Genomic DNA, 14,546 nt, shown 5'->3' on the forward strand with positions numbered 1-14,546 from the left:
GATCACTTTGCCATGCTTAGTCAAATAGTCAAGAGAGTATTTAAAAAAACTTTGAAAATTCTTTGGCTTGCCTTTTAAAAATTTTCCATAATCAACAATGGATTCCATACTTAAATTATACACAAGTGGTAGGGGCACAAAGAATCGAACTTTGGTGACTTCCTTATCAAGAAAGCATTCTTCCATTGAATTATACCCCCATTAAAAATAAAGTTTAACACTTTTCCCGAAGAAACCGCAAGATTTAAATGCGATGTTCGCTCTTTTATTATGGACTTGAACTCCCAAACGCTGTCCTTGATTATCGCAGTTCCTACGATAAATATAATAAAAAACCCCCCAAATTTTGTGTTGATTTAGGAGGTTTTCTGAAGAATAAATGTAAATTTTAATTATTTCAACAAATCCTCGTAAATATACGACCATAATCAGCCGCCTCCGTTCCAATAAACGGTAACGAATTCTTTTGATTTGACTGTATATAACTGAGTATTTGCATCCTAATTTTTTATACACTTATTTTTATTAAATGTCAATATGTTTTTTATTTTTGTGCGAATATTAAACTTTTACTAAAGTCTTTCCGCTTTTGATTTTTGCGATTGATGTTTTTTTAATGCGCTGATCTACCTTCGCATTAATATCTCTAACCAATAGATAATTAGGAGTCTCGCTTAACACTTGGCCACAAATTTCTTGATTGCGTTTATTGTTTTTTATCGATACCGTGGCAAACCTACCACTCAATTTACTTACTATACTTTTTTTCATATTAATTTAGTTTAATCAAGATGCTGTTTTTTGATTGTTGCGTGTGCTATCCATTACACCAGATCCTTATTTAAGGGATTTCTGGACTCGAACCAGAACCACGAGCTTGAAGTGCTATATCTATATATTTGCTGCAAGCATCTTTAATGAGCGAGTGGGAGGAATTGAGCCTCCAATACAACCGATAAAACACGATGTATAACCTTGAACCACTAAAGTATCACTCGTTAAAAAAAACACTTTTTAAGGCTCTAGTGCTAAACCTCGCTAACGTATTAAACTTTTACTTTGTCAAATATTGGATCATTGAGGATATCCATCATATTCTCATAGGGTGTTTTTAATACCCCTGAAGTAATATACTTAAAAATAGACGGAGAAAACCCACTAACCAATGTAACTCCGTTCTCATTTTCAGTAACGGGAGATTCTTGATTCCTAGCTTGAATATTCCAGAATACTAAATGTGGTTTTTCATATCCAGCGTCTCTGTATTTTCTTTTAATAGACTCATAGTTCGTAGAGGTATTATTAGTTGTACACTGGTTAAACGCCATATCACTGAAAATTATCAATGTCGAAGGCATATCAGACTGTGGAACGTCGTTTTTAATAGCTGTATTTAAAAGTATATCAAATGCCGCTTGAATGTTTGTACTTCCACAAAAACCCGATCCACATAAATTACGAATCTTTGTTTGCAAGGTAGATCCAGAGATTTTTTGAATCGTTGGCCGTGTAGAGAAAGTCATAAACATATTATTGAATGCACCCTTAATTCTTTCGCCGAAGTAAATACCCATTGAAAGTGCCACATGAATTGGATAAATAGATCCTCCAACCGCAGTCCACGTCATAGAACCAGACACATCAACCATAGTTAAGATATTTTTATCTGATCCATCACAATAATCAGGCAGTGCTTTCCATTGGGCATCAACAGTTGCATCATTCCCTCTCATTGCTTTGTGAACAAGATCATAAGGATACAGTGTAGAAGCATTAATTTTAGCTTCACCCTTTTGAACAGAATCCAAGAAGTTTTGATATCCAACCTCATCGTGCTTTCTGAATGCTTTTGAATAAATGTGACCTGCACGAGATGGAACGGCCTGATAATTAATACCCTTCCAGTTATTGGCAGTCATATCTCTTTCAACAACATTAAGCTTTTCTCTCAGTGTCGATAGGATTTTTCTATAACTTTTTGGAGATAGATCTAATCCTTCACGAACAGTTCTAGCTAACCTTTTAGTTTCCTTAGATGATGCATTTTCAGACTTCAACCACTTTGCCATCAGTGAAAGATCACTATAATTACCTTCGTCATATTTTTCAATATCCTTACGAAGTTGAGTGTTGATTAATTTGATAACCTCGTTTTTCAAAGGGGTATCGACCAAAGCAACTACATCATCCCATCTTCCAAATTCGGAGATTAGCTTCAGGTTCTTAACCATCACTGGTCTGAAGTTTTTAGCAAGCCAATTAGTAGCCACTCTGAAAAACCTACGCTCACCTTGTCCTGTTCCACGAACATTACGCAGGTAAAACAAAGTTTTCAGGGTAAGTAGAGAATCCTCTTCCCATGCCGCTGATACTGCATTAACAATCTCAGTTTCAGAAGCAGCCCTCATCGCTCCACCACGGGAGAATAAATCAAGAACCTTTGAATTGGTGGACTTGAATGTCTTTGCACCATTCTCAGTTTTAGTAATATTTGCATCTGCTGATAATGCAGACACTAATGCATTTTTTCTTGTGGTCTTCCTCGCAGTTTTTCTTACTGGTCTTTTGTTGGACTTTGTATTATTTAGGTATGATTTTAGTTTCATTTTGTTTCCTTTCTAGTTACGTTGTTTTTATTTTCAGTTTATCGAACAGAATATTTTAGTATTTGCTGTTAGTAACTAAAGTTGTAAAATTGTTTGATCAAGACGTATTGTTTTTATTTTACCAAAAAAAATATATTTGTTTGCTGTTAACGCCTTTAAATTTATTATTCTTCTATACTAATACGGTTTTCCTTAAAAGTCAACATTTTTTTTAAAGACTTTTTGGACTATTTTCTTTTTTTGTCCTGCTTAAAATTAGAAGTATCGCTGACTTCATACAGTCTAACAGTAGAAAACCTTCTAGTCAAGTCCATTTTTGGAAAAGGTCGAACAAACATACCCTGATGTACCCTTGTTCCTTCTCTTCTGGAAGCTAATGGGGCTGACTTTGAAAACCACTCAATGTTGGAGTCATGGTAGTCAGAAATGCACACATTTGCATCCTTAACTTTGTATTCTACTGGATCTAAAATCTGAACGTGCGTATCATTTTGGTTTACGATAATCCCTCGTTTAACCTCTTTGGTCCCAATAGTTACACAAACTTTATCTCCAATAGAAAAATTCCCACCATACTCCTGAAATTTTTTATTTTTCTTGCTCATAATTTTATTATAATACAGATGAGATTAAAAATCAAGACTTTTTTTCAAAATTTCTAAACTTTCTAAAGTTTTCCAATTGGTGATATAAGGAATTAGCCTCTTCAATCCTAGAAAAGACTTCTGGTTTCTCGTATCTATTCATTAAAATGTCTTGTTTCAATTTTTGGTAACGAGAAAATTTCTTTTCCAACTGAGGAAAATCACCTATCAGCAACGAAATATCCATCTCAGAGTATTTGTTTAATTCTTTAATCTCACTCATTTTTGAGAATCTCCTGCTTTCAAAACATAGTTATCTTTTGGAAAAAGTCCAGTTGATATTTCAATAATATAACCAGCTTTTACACATGATACTTGGTGATATTCCATCGCATCAATAAAAACATAAACTCCTTTTTTCATAGTGATACTATAATCATGTCCAGTTCTTTTCTTTCTTGTTAAAATAAACTGACCTTCGGCAACAAGAAAAGTCTCCTGTTTTTCTTTATGTAAATGCCCAGAGGAAACCCCACCGTCGTTATACACAAGATGTTTAATGCAAAATGGTTCAGCTTGAATTAATTTTTCATAACCCCAACCCTTCCTTGTTATGTTGGCATCCAAACAAGAAGCTCCGTATAATATTCCCTTACTCATTAGATATTAAATGTGAATTATTGATCTCTAAAAAACCTTCGTCTCTTTTCAAATTAAAAGCAAAGGCTGTTTTCATTTCCTCGTTAGTATTAGAATCTTCGGCTCCAGCGGGTTTAATGTCATTGACTAACACTCGTGGCCCAGTGGCACAATTAAAAACAATATGGTCATATATTAAACCAGCGATTTCCAATTGTGTTTCTGTCACCTCTCTGTGCCTTTCAAGTCTCGCAGTGGCAAGAATAACTCTGTCGCATTTAGGTAGAGACTCCTGCCATTTAAGAACTCCATCTAAAACAATAGTATATTGTTCTAAAGTTTTTATATTACCATTTTTAACGCAGTCTTCTAAATAGTCCAAATCGTGATTTGACTGGTGTTTTAATATCGTACCATCAATATCTACAAACCACGTCATATAATGAGGTGCGCTTTTGCCTGTGTAATTTTCGTTTTCTTTTTCCATTAAAAACCTTTTATCTCAAATAGTTCTGACAAGCTTTCATTGTTGTGAATTCTTTTTATAGCTTTAGCCAGAATGGAGGAAATGTCAAGAACTTTTATTGTTTTTAACTTGTGTTTCACTCCAACTGAGTTTGTAGTTAACACTATACCATTAGAATCCCATTTTGTCAACTGTTTTTTTCCTTCTTCTGTTAACGGAGAGTGAGTGACAAAGGCATCAACTTTTTCAGCCCCCGCTTCCTTACATTTGTTCATCGCGTTAATTAAAGTTCCACCAGTCTCCGTCATATCATCTACAATTAAAACCGTTTTCCCTTCAACGTCGCCTTGAACGTCTTTGGTTATGATTTGTCCATTCTTTCTTATTTTAGGTATAAAGCCATAATCACAACCTATTACACTGGAAAAAGCCTCTGCCATTTTAATTCCACCGCCATCGGGACTAATGACAATGTATTTGTTCGCATCTACGTCTGGGAATTTCCTAAAGAATAAAGAACTTCCATATAAATTATCCACAGGGCAGTTAGCAAATCCTTGAGCGGCTGGGTTGTGAAGATCTATCGTCACAATCCTATCAACTCCAGCAGTTTCCAATAAATCAAACACTAACCTAGCTGTGATGGGTGTCCTTGGCTTTGTTTTCCTGTCTTGCCTCATGTATCCAACAAAAGGTGCGACGAGCGTAATACGCTTTGCAGAAGCTCTACGAGCAGCATCGCACATAATAAAGGTTTCCATAAAATCCGCATCAGTAATTAAAGACTGAATTAGAAATATATCTCTACCTCTAATATTGTCAAGAAACTGGACTGTCTTTTCTCCGTCTGGAAACTTATCAATTGCTATGTCTCCTACAGGATTATCTAACAAATCGCAGACTTTTTTCGTAGTCTCTTTTTGTGACGAACCTGAGAAAATCATTAATTTATTCACTACACCATCTTACTTGGGTTTTTCTATAATGTCAATCAAATAATTTGCCATAACTTTTAATTTATCTTTGAATGCGTTAAACTCAATTGGTTTGATGATATAGCTGTTTACGTCGAGATTATAAGCCTTCTCGATCTCTTCTGGATTAGGAGATGAGGTTAAGATGACAACTATACTCCCTCGTTTTTCACCTGATTTGATTTTTTTTAAAATCTCAAACCCACTAATCTTAGGTAAATTAATGTCTAGTATTACTATATCTCCAGTATTGTGATCTAAATAGTCATGGGCCGCTTCCCCATCTTCAAAGAACGAAAATTCTAACTGCCTACCTGATGGGGCAACAAAAAATTCCTGTATGATTTCCCTGTCTGCAAGATTATCTTCAACTACTACAACTCTAATAGGTTTTTGTTTCTCGCTCATTTTTTTAATCTTATTTTAAATCTAGTTCCTTCGTGGGAAGACTCTGAAATAATAATATCTCCATAATATTTTTTACAAATCTTTTTGCATATAGATAGTCCTATACCATTACCCTCATGCAAAAATTTCTCAACTTGAAATAAAGGTTCAAAAACTTTCTCCCAAAACTTTTCATCAATTCCAATACCGTTATCTTCGTAACATAAAATCCATTCCCCTGCATAATCAAAACAGCTAATTTTTACTTTAGTCATTCTGTCTTGATGTCTAAATTTTACAGAATTTAAATATAGCTGATTTATTAAATTAAATAAATCGTTTTCTTCTACCCTTATAGATATCACCTTATTAAACTCCTGAATAATTTTAGGAAAATAATTGGATAAAAAATCAGTAAAAACTAATGGTTTTATGGCTTTGTCTTTTTCTTTTAACATAGATACATTGGAATAAATTGATAAATCCTCTAATATATTCGATACTCGACCTAATAATCTTTCAATATTTTTTACTGAATTTTCAATATATGGGCCTACATCATGATACATATTTTTAATTTTATGTAATTCATAGTTAATTTCCCTCAATGGCTCTCTCATGTCGTGAGAAAGAATTTTTAAAAATTTTCTGGTTTCTTCCGCCGTATTAAATAATTGCTGTTCCTGCATTAATTGCTCATGATTATCTCTAATCTGAGATACAAAATACAAAAACTTATCATTTTCGTCAAAAACCCCAACAACACTTAATAAGCACCATAACTCACTTGCGTCTTTTTTAATGTATCTTTTGGCTATAGAATAATCTCTAATCTTTCCCTCTAATACTTGTTCATACAAATCCAAATCTGATCGTAAATCTTCAGGATGAGTAATATCTTGGAAGGTTTTTTCTTTTAACTCTTTCTCTGAGTAGCCCAACATAGAACATAGGAAGTCATTAAAATAAACCCATTGCCCAACATCAGAAACTATCGCTATTCCGTGTGGCGAATGTTGAAAAGCGGCTTGAAATGTTTCTTCCCAGTATCCATCTAATCTATGCATGATCTTTCCCCCAAGATAAAGATAAAGTAGTGCCAACTCCCTCTTCTGAATGTTTTATTAGTATTCCCCCATTATACTTCTCTAGTATTTTCTTACAAGTGAAAAGTCCTATGCCCGATCCCTCGTACTGCTTATTGGAGTGCAATCTTTTAAAAGGCTTAAATATATCTTGGTGGTATTTTTTATCTATACCAATACCATTATCGGAAACTTCTACATAAACCTTAGTGTCATAATTTTCAATCTTAATATCTATCGTAGAATCTTTGTTTAAGTCCCTGTATTTAACTGCGTTATTTATTATATTAGTGAAAACTTGAGAGATATGTAACTCAGGAGCTTTTATAACCCCACTGCCAGTAATACTAATAGAAACATCAGATATTCCCTCTAAATATTTTAATTTATCATTTACTATCTCATTAATAAAAGAATTCAAATCAACTTCAATTTCATTGCCGTTTTCTTTTTGAGCGCGAGATAATTCTAATAAATCAGTTACTAAATTTTCAGCTTGGGTTATAGATGACTTTATATTATCTAAATAATAAAGAATTTTCTCATCTACATTTTCGCACTTCGCAATCTTTGACTCAAGTAAATTGGTAAATGTGGCTATTGACCTTAAAGGCGATTTTAAATCATGGGAAGCGATATAAGAAAACTCTTCTAGTTCTTGGTTTAATTCTTCTAATTGTTGTTTTTGGTATTCTGAAGCGGTGATGTCGTCAAAAATCATCTTGTCTTTATTCACATCTTGAAAAATACAAATGTAATATTTTAATACTTCATTCACATAAATAGGGCTAACACCAACAAAGACATCTATTTCATAATTTTTTTTATGTATATACTTCTTTTTTATTCTAATCTCTTTAATTTCTTTCTTTTCAAACTGACTCATACAGAGCTTGTCATACTCTACATCGTCGGGATGGGTAATATCTATAAATTTAATGTCTTTTAATTCATCGGCTGAATACCCCATCATCTTAGAAAAAACTTTATTAGACTTAATAAACGATCCCTGCTTATTTATAACGCATATACCATAAGGAGCTTGATGAAAAACTAAACTATAATAAGAGTTAAAGAATTTATCTTTTAAATCTGATATATTCATAAAATTTAATTAAATAATAAGTTTTCTAAAATCTTAGCATTCCCACCTCCTGAGTTAATAAGGTTAAATATCTCTTCCTTTTTATAAATTTTATCAATACCTCTTTCAGTACACTTTCTTTTTACTTCTTCGTTTGTAAAGCCAGTTAAAACAACAATGTTTTTTATACCCATCTTTTGTAAGAAATCAATATAATCAAAGCCAGAATATTTATCATTTAACAGAATATCGACAATAAAAGCATTGTAATATTTCAGTTCAAACTTGGCAATGGCTAACTCATAATTATGAGCTATATCTATATTTACATCATCAATATCCAACACTTCTTTTACTAAAGAAGCATCAGATTCTTTATCTTCTAAATATAAAATATTAATATCCCCTCCGAGTGATGAAAAATTTTCCTTATCTAATTTATGTATATTAAAAGAAGATTCCTGTAAATCATTTGCTATTTTTTCAATATCGTGTTTCATTTTCCACCTCCACTATCAAACATAAAAACCATAATATGCAATAAAATAGCAAATATTATGGGGATTACAGCATTCTTTGTGGCCGTAAGAAGATTAAATTTATTCTGCTCTTTCTCAAAATTCTTTAAAGCATTTACTTCTTTGTTTAAATGGTGCAAGTCATTAGATATATCTCTCAGTTGTCCAACCAGTCCAATCTTATCTACATTGCCAGCAACACCATTAATAGATTCTATGATAGCCTTTAACTCGTGTCTTAAAGGTGTGATACCATCATCTAACCTATTATAATCGTACTGGAGTTTTACAAATTTATTTTGAATATCATTTGATACACTCTTTAACTCGGATATATCTTTTTGCAATTCCGTTAGCTTAGAATTTTCATCACTCATATATCATATAGTTACACCGAAAAGGGGGCAGAAGCCCCCTAAAACAAAGATGAGCGATGTTTATTATTGTTTTCTAACTTATTTGTATTAATTTTTCTTTTTTCTGACTTTTAACTGTAATATAAAACAATCCATTCTCTAACTTGGCACTTATATCACAATCATGAAATTTATCATCTTTTATATCGTAAATCTCCTTGTCTTTAAGGAGGATGACAATGCGACCCCCAACGTCTTTAGCCGCAATCGCTTCCTTAGAAACTCCAGCCGCCAAAAAGGTGTACGTCACACTTCCATCTTTGTTATTTTCGGTATCAGCATGTACAATATTTCCAATATAACGCTTGTTGCTATTGGGTGTTTTACGCCCTGTACTCCACGGTTGAGAGTGGAAATTGGTAGAGTCCAGTATTCTGTCTATTAAGTCTATTCCGTTAATATCTGTATGCATATTTATTTTTAATTAAATGTTAACGAGCAGTTCGCTCATAATAACCATAGCTACTATCGTGCCACAATTTCTACATAAAATCAAGGGTTTTCTGCGAAAAATGAGACAAAACTGCATAGCTATTGAGACATTGGGACAGAATGTTACTTTTTAGAGTCATATTCTTTGTTGATAATTTTAAAAGATCTTTTGTCTTCTAGTTTGACAACAACGCCTTCAAACATATCCCCATTCAAACGCTCCATTGATTCGTATTCGCTAATCAACTCAGGGGTTAAAGCACTAACCTCTACGATTGGGACATGAGGAATACCTTTTAAATCACCAGTTAAAATATCCATAAATAATGCAAATGAAAAATATTTGAGATTATCTACGTCCAACAAATTAAACGCTGCAAAATCAACGGGTAATTTTGAATGAGGATTATTTTTAGATGACTGAATTCCATTCCCGAATATCTCACCTCTAAGACAAAAAGACTTTCCTGTCTCTAAACTTAATTTCTCTAATTTGTCTAAAATACCATACTTTTTATTTATATAGGTGAAATTATTTTTACAGTCTAATTTAAGATCTAAATTCCTAGACGTAATACCAGTATGCAACTCGCCGTCTTTGAAGACGCTATAATAACTGGCAGATTGGCCATCTATCTTCAAAGTAATCCACACAGGTTCGCCATAAGGAATTTCATCCAAGTTTTGGTATCTTTCCTCATCAGTTGGAAATATATTAAACGGCAGCTTTCCTTTAGCTTGGAGATCTTGGGGTAATGGAGCTTCATACTTTGTTACTCCCAGTTGCCTTGTGACATCCATACCCTCAGAGCAATCCTCAATAAAATACAGCAGTCCTACTCTCTGAATGCTTTCTACAATACCAAAAGACCATTCACCCCTAAGTTTAATCGCCTTCACTCTTTTTGACTTGGACTTATAAAACTCAGCCCATTTCTCGTCAGGTAAAACAGTATCAGGTTGGATAAAAACAACTAAATCTCCTTCTTTGTATTCTCCCTTTTTAACAATGCAATGATAACCAAGCACCTTAACAATATCAAGCTTATCAGCATTTGGATGTCCTGCGACTTCCTTTATTTTTTCAATACTAGCTAATCTCATAATTCCTTTTTTACATAGGCAATAACACTCACTCGATATAAATCAAATAATTCATATCCTGATTGTAAATGTTTTGGTAGATCATTTTTTTGACAGTTAAAACTTTCAGGGTTTTCTTTCATCCACTTGCACAATTCATTAGCTTGACCCATGCAAAAACTCAAATCCTTTGAGTGAACAAAGAGTAAGTAGATTCCAGTAATCGGAAAAAAGAAGTAAAACAAAAAAGTGTAAAGAATGATTAGTGGATACCTGCCCTTAAAAAAAGAGATCATCACATAATGTAATACTAAGTTATCCAATATCTTAACGTGTTCAGAACTACGCAAGAATAATTTTACCTCATGAAAGAACGCATAAATCATCGAAACCTTTTTAAATGGAGATACGATGAGAAACGCGCAACTAGCGATACAATAAATAAACAAAGTATTTAACAATAAATCATTCACGATTTTTAACTTCCTTGACTTACCAATTTTTTAGTCTTGTTACCAATCCTAACAGTAAGGTGTTTGATTTGCAAGCATTTTCTGAAAGCTTCTTTGATTAAATCGAGAGCCTTTCTTTCGTTCTCTTCTGAAACAAGAATGCCATCATGAACAGGAATTGCTCCAAAGTCTGCTTTAGTAAGGACGTTTTCAATCATAATGTGACTCTCCCATCTCTGCAACAATAAAGCTAATGCCTTACCGCTAGTAGCTGCTCTGAAACGCTTAATGCGGTAGTATAACAATGGAAAATGCTTCTTCAGATAGGAGATTAACTTGTTTCTCTCCCATTTAATGCCGCTCATCTCGGAAAACAAGGCTATTCCAAAGGTTTTTTTGCTAATCCCAATGGTTTTATAGAACGGTTTCGAGTCCAGAAAGTCAACATAACGCCTAAACTCCCTTCTTTCATCTGCGCGATTAATTACCTTATCGAACATACTTCCCTTGGAATAACGCTTGTCTCCATATAAACATGTCATAAGCAATGGAAAACAACATCTTATGTCAATTTCTTTAACCTTCTTACCCTTGTGTTCCATATCTTTACGATATTTTTTAACGCAGTTAGTGAAGACGTTATGAAAACGACAACCTCTATCCATTTTTGAGAACTTATGGTTTTTTGACTCTATCTTCTCTTTAGACTTGTGAACATCGCCTTTCTTTGTTCGTTTAGACGTGAGATTGAAGTCTGCGTCATTAGATAGTCTAGCGATATTGATATCCTCTTTGATGAACAAACCCCGCTTCAGCCTTTCTTCATAACCCCTAAACGCCTTACTGTCCTTGAATCCTTCGGGCATCTTATACTTAACCCATTCTTTGGCGTGAACTACGTAAGTAGCACAGAGTCTAGCGTCGGTACTGTGATTTTTAACCTTAACGAGATATCCCATTTCCTCTAAGAACTTTTTGAATTCCGAGTGTCGTTTGGAGTAAAGGACGTTCAGAGCTTCAGTAGATACCCTTGCTTGGCCGTTACGAAAGACGTAAGATAACAGTTGAGAACTGAAAAATATCCACTTATCGGTGTATTTCTCGTTTCCTGTATCGTGTTTCGCTATTCGCTCAAAAAAGTCTTTCGGAAGGATTAGATCCTCGTATTTGACCTGTTTAAACCTCGTTCTCTTGTTCTTTTTCTTTGTTTCACTCATCTTATCTATGTAATAACGACAGTATTTGCTCTATTTTAATGATAATAATTTGTTATGTTTCAATTTTATATTAGTTATCGTATGCTTGTCAAGCAGTTTCTTTGATTTCGATGAGATTATCGTTTAATTCTCGGAGTCGAATGTCTCTCGATAGTCTATCGAATAAACCAAGTTATCGGTCGGTTCCCTCCCTCCCCTTGGTATGAATATTCCCCAAACCGTTTTTCTAGGTCATTTATTTGGTTGACAATGATCTATCAATAGCTTAGTATTAGTTATATGGAACATAAAATTATAGCCTTATCAGGTCCAGTAGGAGTAGGTAAAGACTCTCTAGCTCGACTTATTTCTGATTACTTATCTCAATATACACCAAGAGAACAGCATCTAACATTACCAATTGCTTACGCTCTTAAAAAAGAAGTAGAACAAGAAGTGAGAGATATGTATGGAGTAAGTTCGTTTTCTGAGAATCGAGATGAGAAAAAGCTGTTTCGTGATTTTATCATCGACCACTCTGAAAGCAAGAGATCTGAAGATCCTTATCACTGGATTGAGGCTTGGATGAGAAATTTTCACTGCGTGATAGCAAATTCAAGAAAGGATGTCAACCTGTTCTTTGTTCCTGATTTACGCCACGCTATCATGCCGTTTCCAGATACCACCTATTTGAAGTTCTTAAATGCTGCCGTTATTTACATAGAACAATTTTCTGATCAAGACTGTGAAAAAAAATGTGTATTTCCTTATGGGGAGTCAGAGTTTATCAATGATCCTTATCTAAAAGCTTCTGCGGATTTTGTTTTCCGATGGAAAAAAGCTGAAGAAGGTGAGACGATAGAAGACTCATGGCAGAACTCTCCGGATATTAATGACTTCAAACAATTTTTAAGCACATACATCAATGGATAACAATTTTACTTTAGACGTACCAGTCAATCCAACCAGTTTAGGTCAGTTGGGATGCCTATTGCTCAGAGAGAGTTACGAGCAAGGGTTGGAGCCTAATTTGAACCTCATATCTGATCTTTATTTAGAACATGAGAAAAAAGATCCCAAGTTTTTTGACTGGATTAATAATTGCAGGTTAAAATTCCTATCCAATCACACAAGGGATACCCCTACTGTAAGATTATGGCACATCAATCAATCACAATCATTCTTGAGTCACAACCAAGCTTTGTTTACTTTTCACGAATTAGACAGCCTTACAGATATCGAGAAACACATTCTCGAACAACAAGATAGGATTATTGTCGCGTGTGATTATAATAAATCAGTCTTTGAGGAAAGTCTTAACAAAGAAGTTAGTGTTATCAATTTGCCTTTTGATAAATATAATTTTTCAGTAAGAGAAAAAAAATCCACAGGAGATAATAGAATCACATTTTGTTTGGTTGGTAAATACGAACCACTCAGAAAAAGACACAACAAAGTTATACAGGCTTGGCTTCAAGAGTTTGGAGATAATTCCGAGTACGATTTAGTTTGCGTTATCGGCAATCAGTTTTATGAGGATGAAGAATACAAGGCGTCAATTAGAAGTGTAGTTAAAGATAGCTACTTCAACATTCAATTTATTCCTTGGGTTGTTCAAAACAATCTTTATAACGAGACATTGAATCATTGCGATATTGTTATTGGAATGGGTAATGAATCATGGGGATTACCAGAATTTAATGCTATAGCTCTTGGTAAATACGGAGTTATTTCAGACTATGCTGGACACACAGACTGGGCTAATAGTGAAAATTCTCATTTGGTTCCAGCCTCAAACATGATTCCTGCTGACAATGATAAATTCTTTGTTAAGGGGGGTATGTTTAATCAGGGTAATTTCTTTGATTTCGACGAAAAAGCATTTATTGAATCTTGCTATAATGCCATATCGTCATACAAAGAAAACAATATTAATACTTCAGGTTTGAAATTACAAGAGCAATACACAACAAAAACATTTTTGGAAAACATTAAAAATACAATCGCGTGATGAAAAAAATACTTAACTTTATAAAAAATATATTTGGCAATCTTTTCTTTGATAAAACAAGACACTTTGTTTATAAGGATGACCTCTCACAATCTTATGGATCTTCCTTCTCTATAGAAATCGACGGTAATTACTTTAATTCCCAGTCAAATTTATTTGGAACATATATTAGAGAAGATGGAGTAACAGAAGGGTTTTCCTTTGCCATACAACAAGACTCTTCTTTTTATAATTCTCAGTTTATTCAGGATGTCGCAGTAAACGACACTTTGCAAACAAAGAATACTATCATTCTTGTTCCAGTAGGAAACAGGATTGAGCCACAAGTCGATGTTGAACTAAGGAAATTGGAGGATATGGGATTCACTGTTGTTAGGCAGTATGGATATAGTGCAATCGACCAAGCTAGAAACAGAATGGCTCATTATGCCCTTTATGAGTCTCGACAATTTGACTCTATCTTATGGATTGATAGTGACGTACTTTTCAAAGTCGAAGATGTTAAAAGAATTATATCTCACGACGAACCAATCTGTAGTGGGGCTTACCCCTTTAAAAATCCGAATAGTCAACAAATGACCCTTACTTCTTTAGATGGTAAGAAAATTCATTT

At 33.8% G+C, this 14,546-nt stretch carries 18 protein-coding genes and 1 tRNA gene; 3 read left to right on the forward strand and 16 right to left on the reverse strand.

Translation table 11 applies throughout. The features are described 5' to 3' along the window. Positions 1–126: 126 nt before the first annotated feature. The 16 genes from ISP71_08315 to ISP71_08390 all read right to left on the reverse strand — a co-directional run bounded on the left by ISP71_08315 (position 127) and on the right by ISP71_08390 (position 11,685). Positions 127–200: transfer RNA gene (locus tag ISP71_08315), tRNA-Ile, on the reverse strand. Positions 201–561: 361 nt separating this feature from the next. After that, positions 562–771: a hypothetical protein gene (locus ISP71_08320; GenBank protein MBL6664088.1), complete on the reverse strand. Its 210-nt coding sequence runs from the start codon at positions 769–771 to the stop codon at positions 562–564. Positions 772–1,046: 275 nt separating this feature from the next. Continuing rightward, entirely contained in the window at positions 1,047–2,606 is a 1,560-nt protein-coding gene (locus ISP71_08325; protein MBL6664089.1) for a DUF2828 family protein, read from the reverse strand. A gap of 227 nt (positions 2,607–2,833) precedes the next feature. Beyond that, a complete protein-coding gene (locus ISP71_08330) occupies positions 2,834–3,211 on the reverse strand; it encodes a hypothetical protein (GenBank protein MBL6664090.1) in 378 nt (125 codons plus the stop codon). Positions 3,212–3,242: 31 nt separating this feature from the next. Next, a complete protein-coding gene (locus tag ISP71_08335) occupies positions 3,243–3,473 on the reverse strand; it encodes a hypothetical protein (GenBank protein ID MBL6664091.1) in 231 nt (76 codons plus the stop codon). After that, the gene (locus ISP71_08340) at positions 3,470–3,850 is read right to left on the reverse strand and encodes a hypothetical protein (GenBank protein ID MBL6664092.1); all 381 of its coding nucleotides are present in this window, start codon (positions 3,848–3,850) and stop codon (positions 3,470–3,472) included. The genes ISP71_08335 and ISP71_08340 overlap by 4 nt, the downstream gene beginning before the upstream one ends. Further along, complete coding sequence (locus ISP71_08345) at positions 3,843–4,316, reverse strand: hypothetical protein (GenBank protein ID MBL6664093.1); 474 nt, start codon at positions 4,314–4,316, stop codon at positions 3,843–3,845. The genes ISP71_08340 and ISP71_08345 overlap by 8 nt, the downstream gene beginning before the upstream one ends. After that, a complete protein-coding gene (locus ISP71_08350) occupies positions 4,316–5,251 on the reverse strand; it encodes a ribose-phosphate pyrophosphokinase (GenBank protein ID MBL6664094.1) in 936 nt (311 codons plus the stop codon). The genes ISP71_08345 and ISP71_08350 overlap by 1 nt, the downstream gene beginning before the upstream one ends. Before the next feature lie 9 nt (positions 5,252–5,260). Continuing rightward, complete coding sequence (locus tag ISP71_08355) at positions 5,261–5,677, reverse strand: response regulator (GenBank protein ID MBL6664095.1); 417 nt, start codon at positions 5,675–5,677, stop codon at positions 5,261–5,263. After that, positions 5,674–6,723, reverse strand: coding sequence for a PAS domain S-box protein (locus tag ISP71_08360; protein MBL6664096.1), 1,050 nt, complete (start codon positions 6,721–6,723; stop codon positions 5,674–5,676). Before ISP71_08360 ends, ISP71_08355 begins: the two co-directional genes overlap by 4 nt. Next, positions 6,716–7,846 carry a PAS domain S-box protein gene (locus ISP71_08365; GenBank protein MBL6664097.1) on the reverse strand — a complete coding sequence of 377 codons (1,131 nt, stop codon included), beginning with the start codon at positions 7,844–7,846 and terminating at the stop codon, positions 6,716–6,718. Before ISP71_08365 ends, ISP71_08360 begins: the two co-directional genes overlap by 8 nt. A 5-nt stretch (positions 7,847–7,851) precedes the next feature. Then, a complete protein-coding gene (locus tag ISP71_08370) occupies positions 7,852–8,325 on the reverse strand; it encodes a response regulator (GenBank protein ID MBL6664098.1) in 474 nt (157 codons plus the stop codon). Next, on the reverse strand, positions 8,322–8,720 hold the full coding sequence (locus tag ISP71_08375; protein ID MBL6664099.1) for a hypothetical protein: 399 nt from the start codon (positions 8,718–8,720) through the stop codon (positions 8,322–8,324). Before ISP71_08375 ends, ISP71_08370 begins: the two co-directional genes overlap by 4 nt. Before the next feature lie 73 nt (positions 8,721–8,793). Next, positions 8,794–9,171, reverse strand: coding sequence for a hypothetical protein (locus ISP71_08380; GenBank protein MBL6664100.1), 378 nt, complete (start codon positions 9,169–9,171; stop codon positions 8,794–8,796). Positions 9,172–9,314: 143 nt separating this feature from the next. Next, on the reverse strand, positions 9,315–10,295 hold the full coding sequence (locus tag ISP71_08385) for a hypothetical protein (GenBank protein MBL6664101.1): 981 nt from the start codon (positions 10,293–10,295) through the stop codon (positions 9,315–9,317). Positions 10,296–10,752: 457 nt separating this feature from the next. After that, positions 10,753–11,685: a hypothetical protein gene (locus ISP71_08390; GenBank protein ID MBL6664102.1), complete on the reverse strand. Its 933-nt coding sequence runs from the start codon at positions 11,683–11,685 to the stop codon at positions 10,753–10,755. A gap of 537 nt (positions 11,686–12,222) precedes the next feature. Between ISP71_08390 and ISP71_08395 the strand changes: the two genes are divergently transcribed. From ISP71_08395 to ISP71_08405, 3 genes are all read left to right on the forward strand, one after another. Next, positions 12,223–12,855 carry a hypothetical protein gene (locus tag ISP71_08395; protein ID MBL6664103.1) on the forward strand — a complete coding sequence of 211 codons (633 nt, stop codon included), beginning with the start codon at positions 12,223–12,225 and terminating at the stop codon, positions 12,853–12,855. Continuing rightward, positions 12,848–13,933 (forward strand): glycosyltransferase, encoded by a 1,086-nt coding sequence (locus ISP71_08400; GenBank protein MBL6664104.1) that lies wholly within the window; start codon positions 12,848–12,850, stop codon positions 13,931–13,933. The genes ISP71_08395 and ISP71_08400 overlap by 8 nt, the downstream gene beginning before the upstream one ends. Next, positions 13,933–14,546 (forward strand): hypothetical protein (locus ISP71_08405; protein MBL6664105.1); only part of this gene is annotated, 614 nt, incomplete at its 3' end. The genes ISP71_08400 and ISP71_08405, both read left to right, overlap by 1 nt.

Source organism: Flavobacteriales bacterium, assembly GCA_016779995.1.
Lineage (GTDB): Bacteria > Bacteroidota > Bacteroidia > Flavobacteriales > UBA7312 > UBA8444.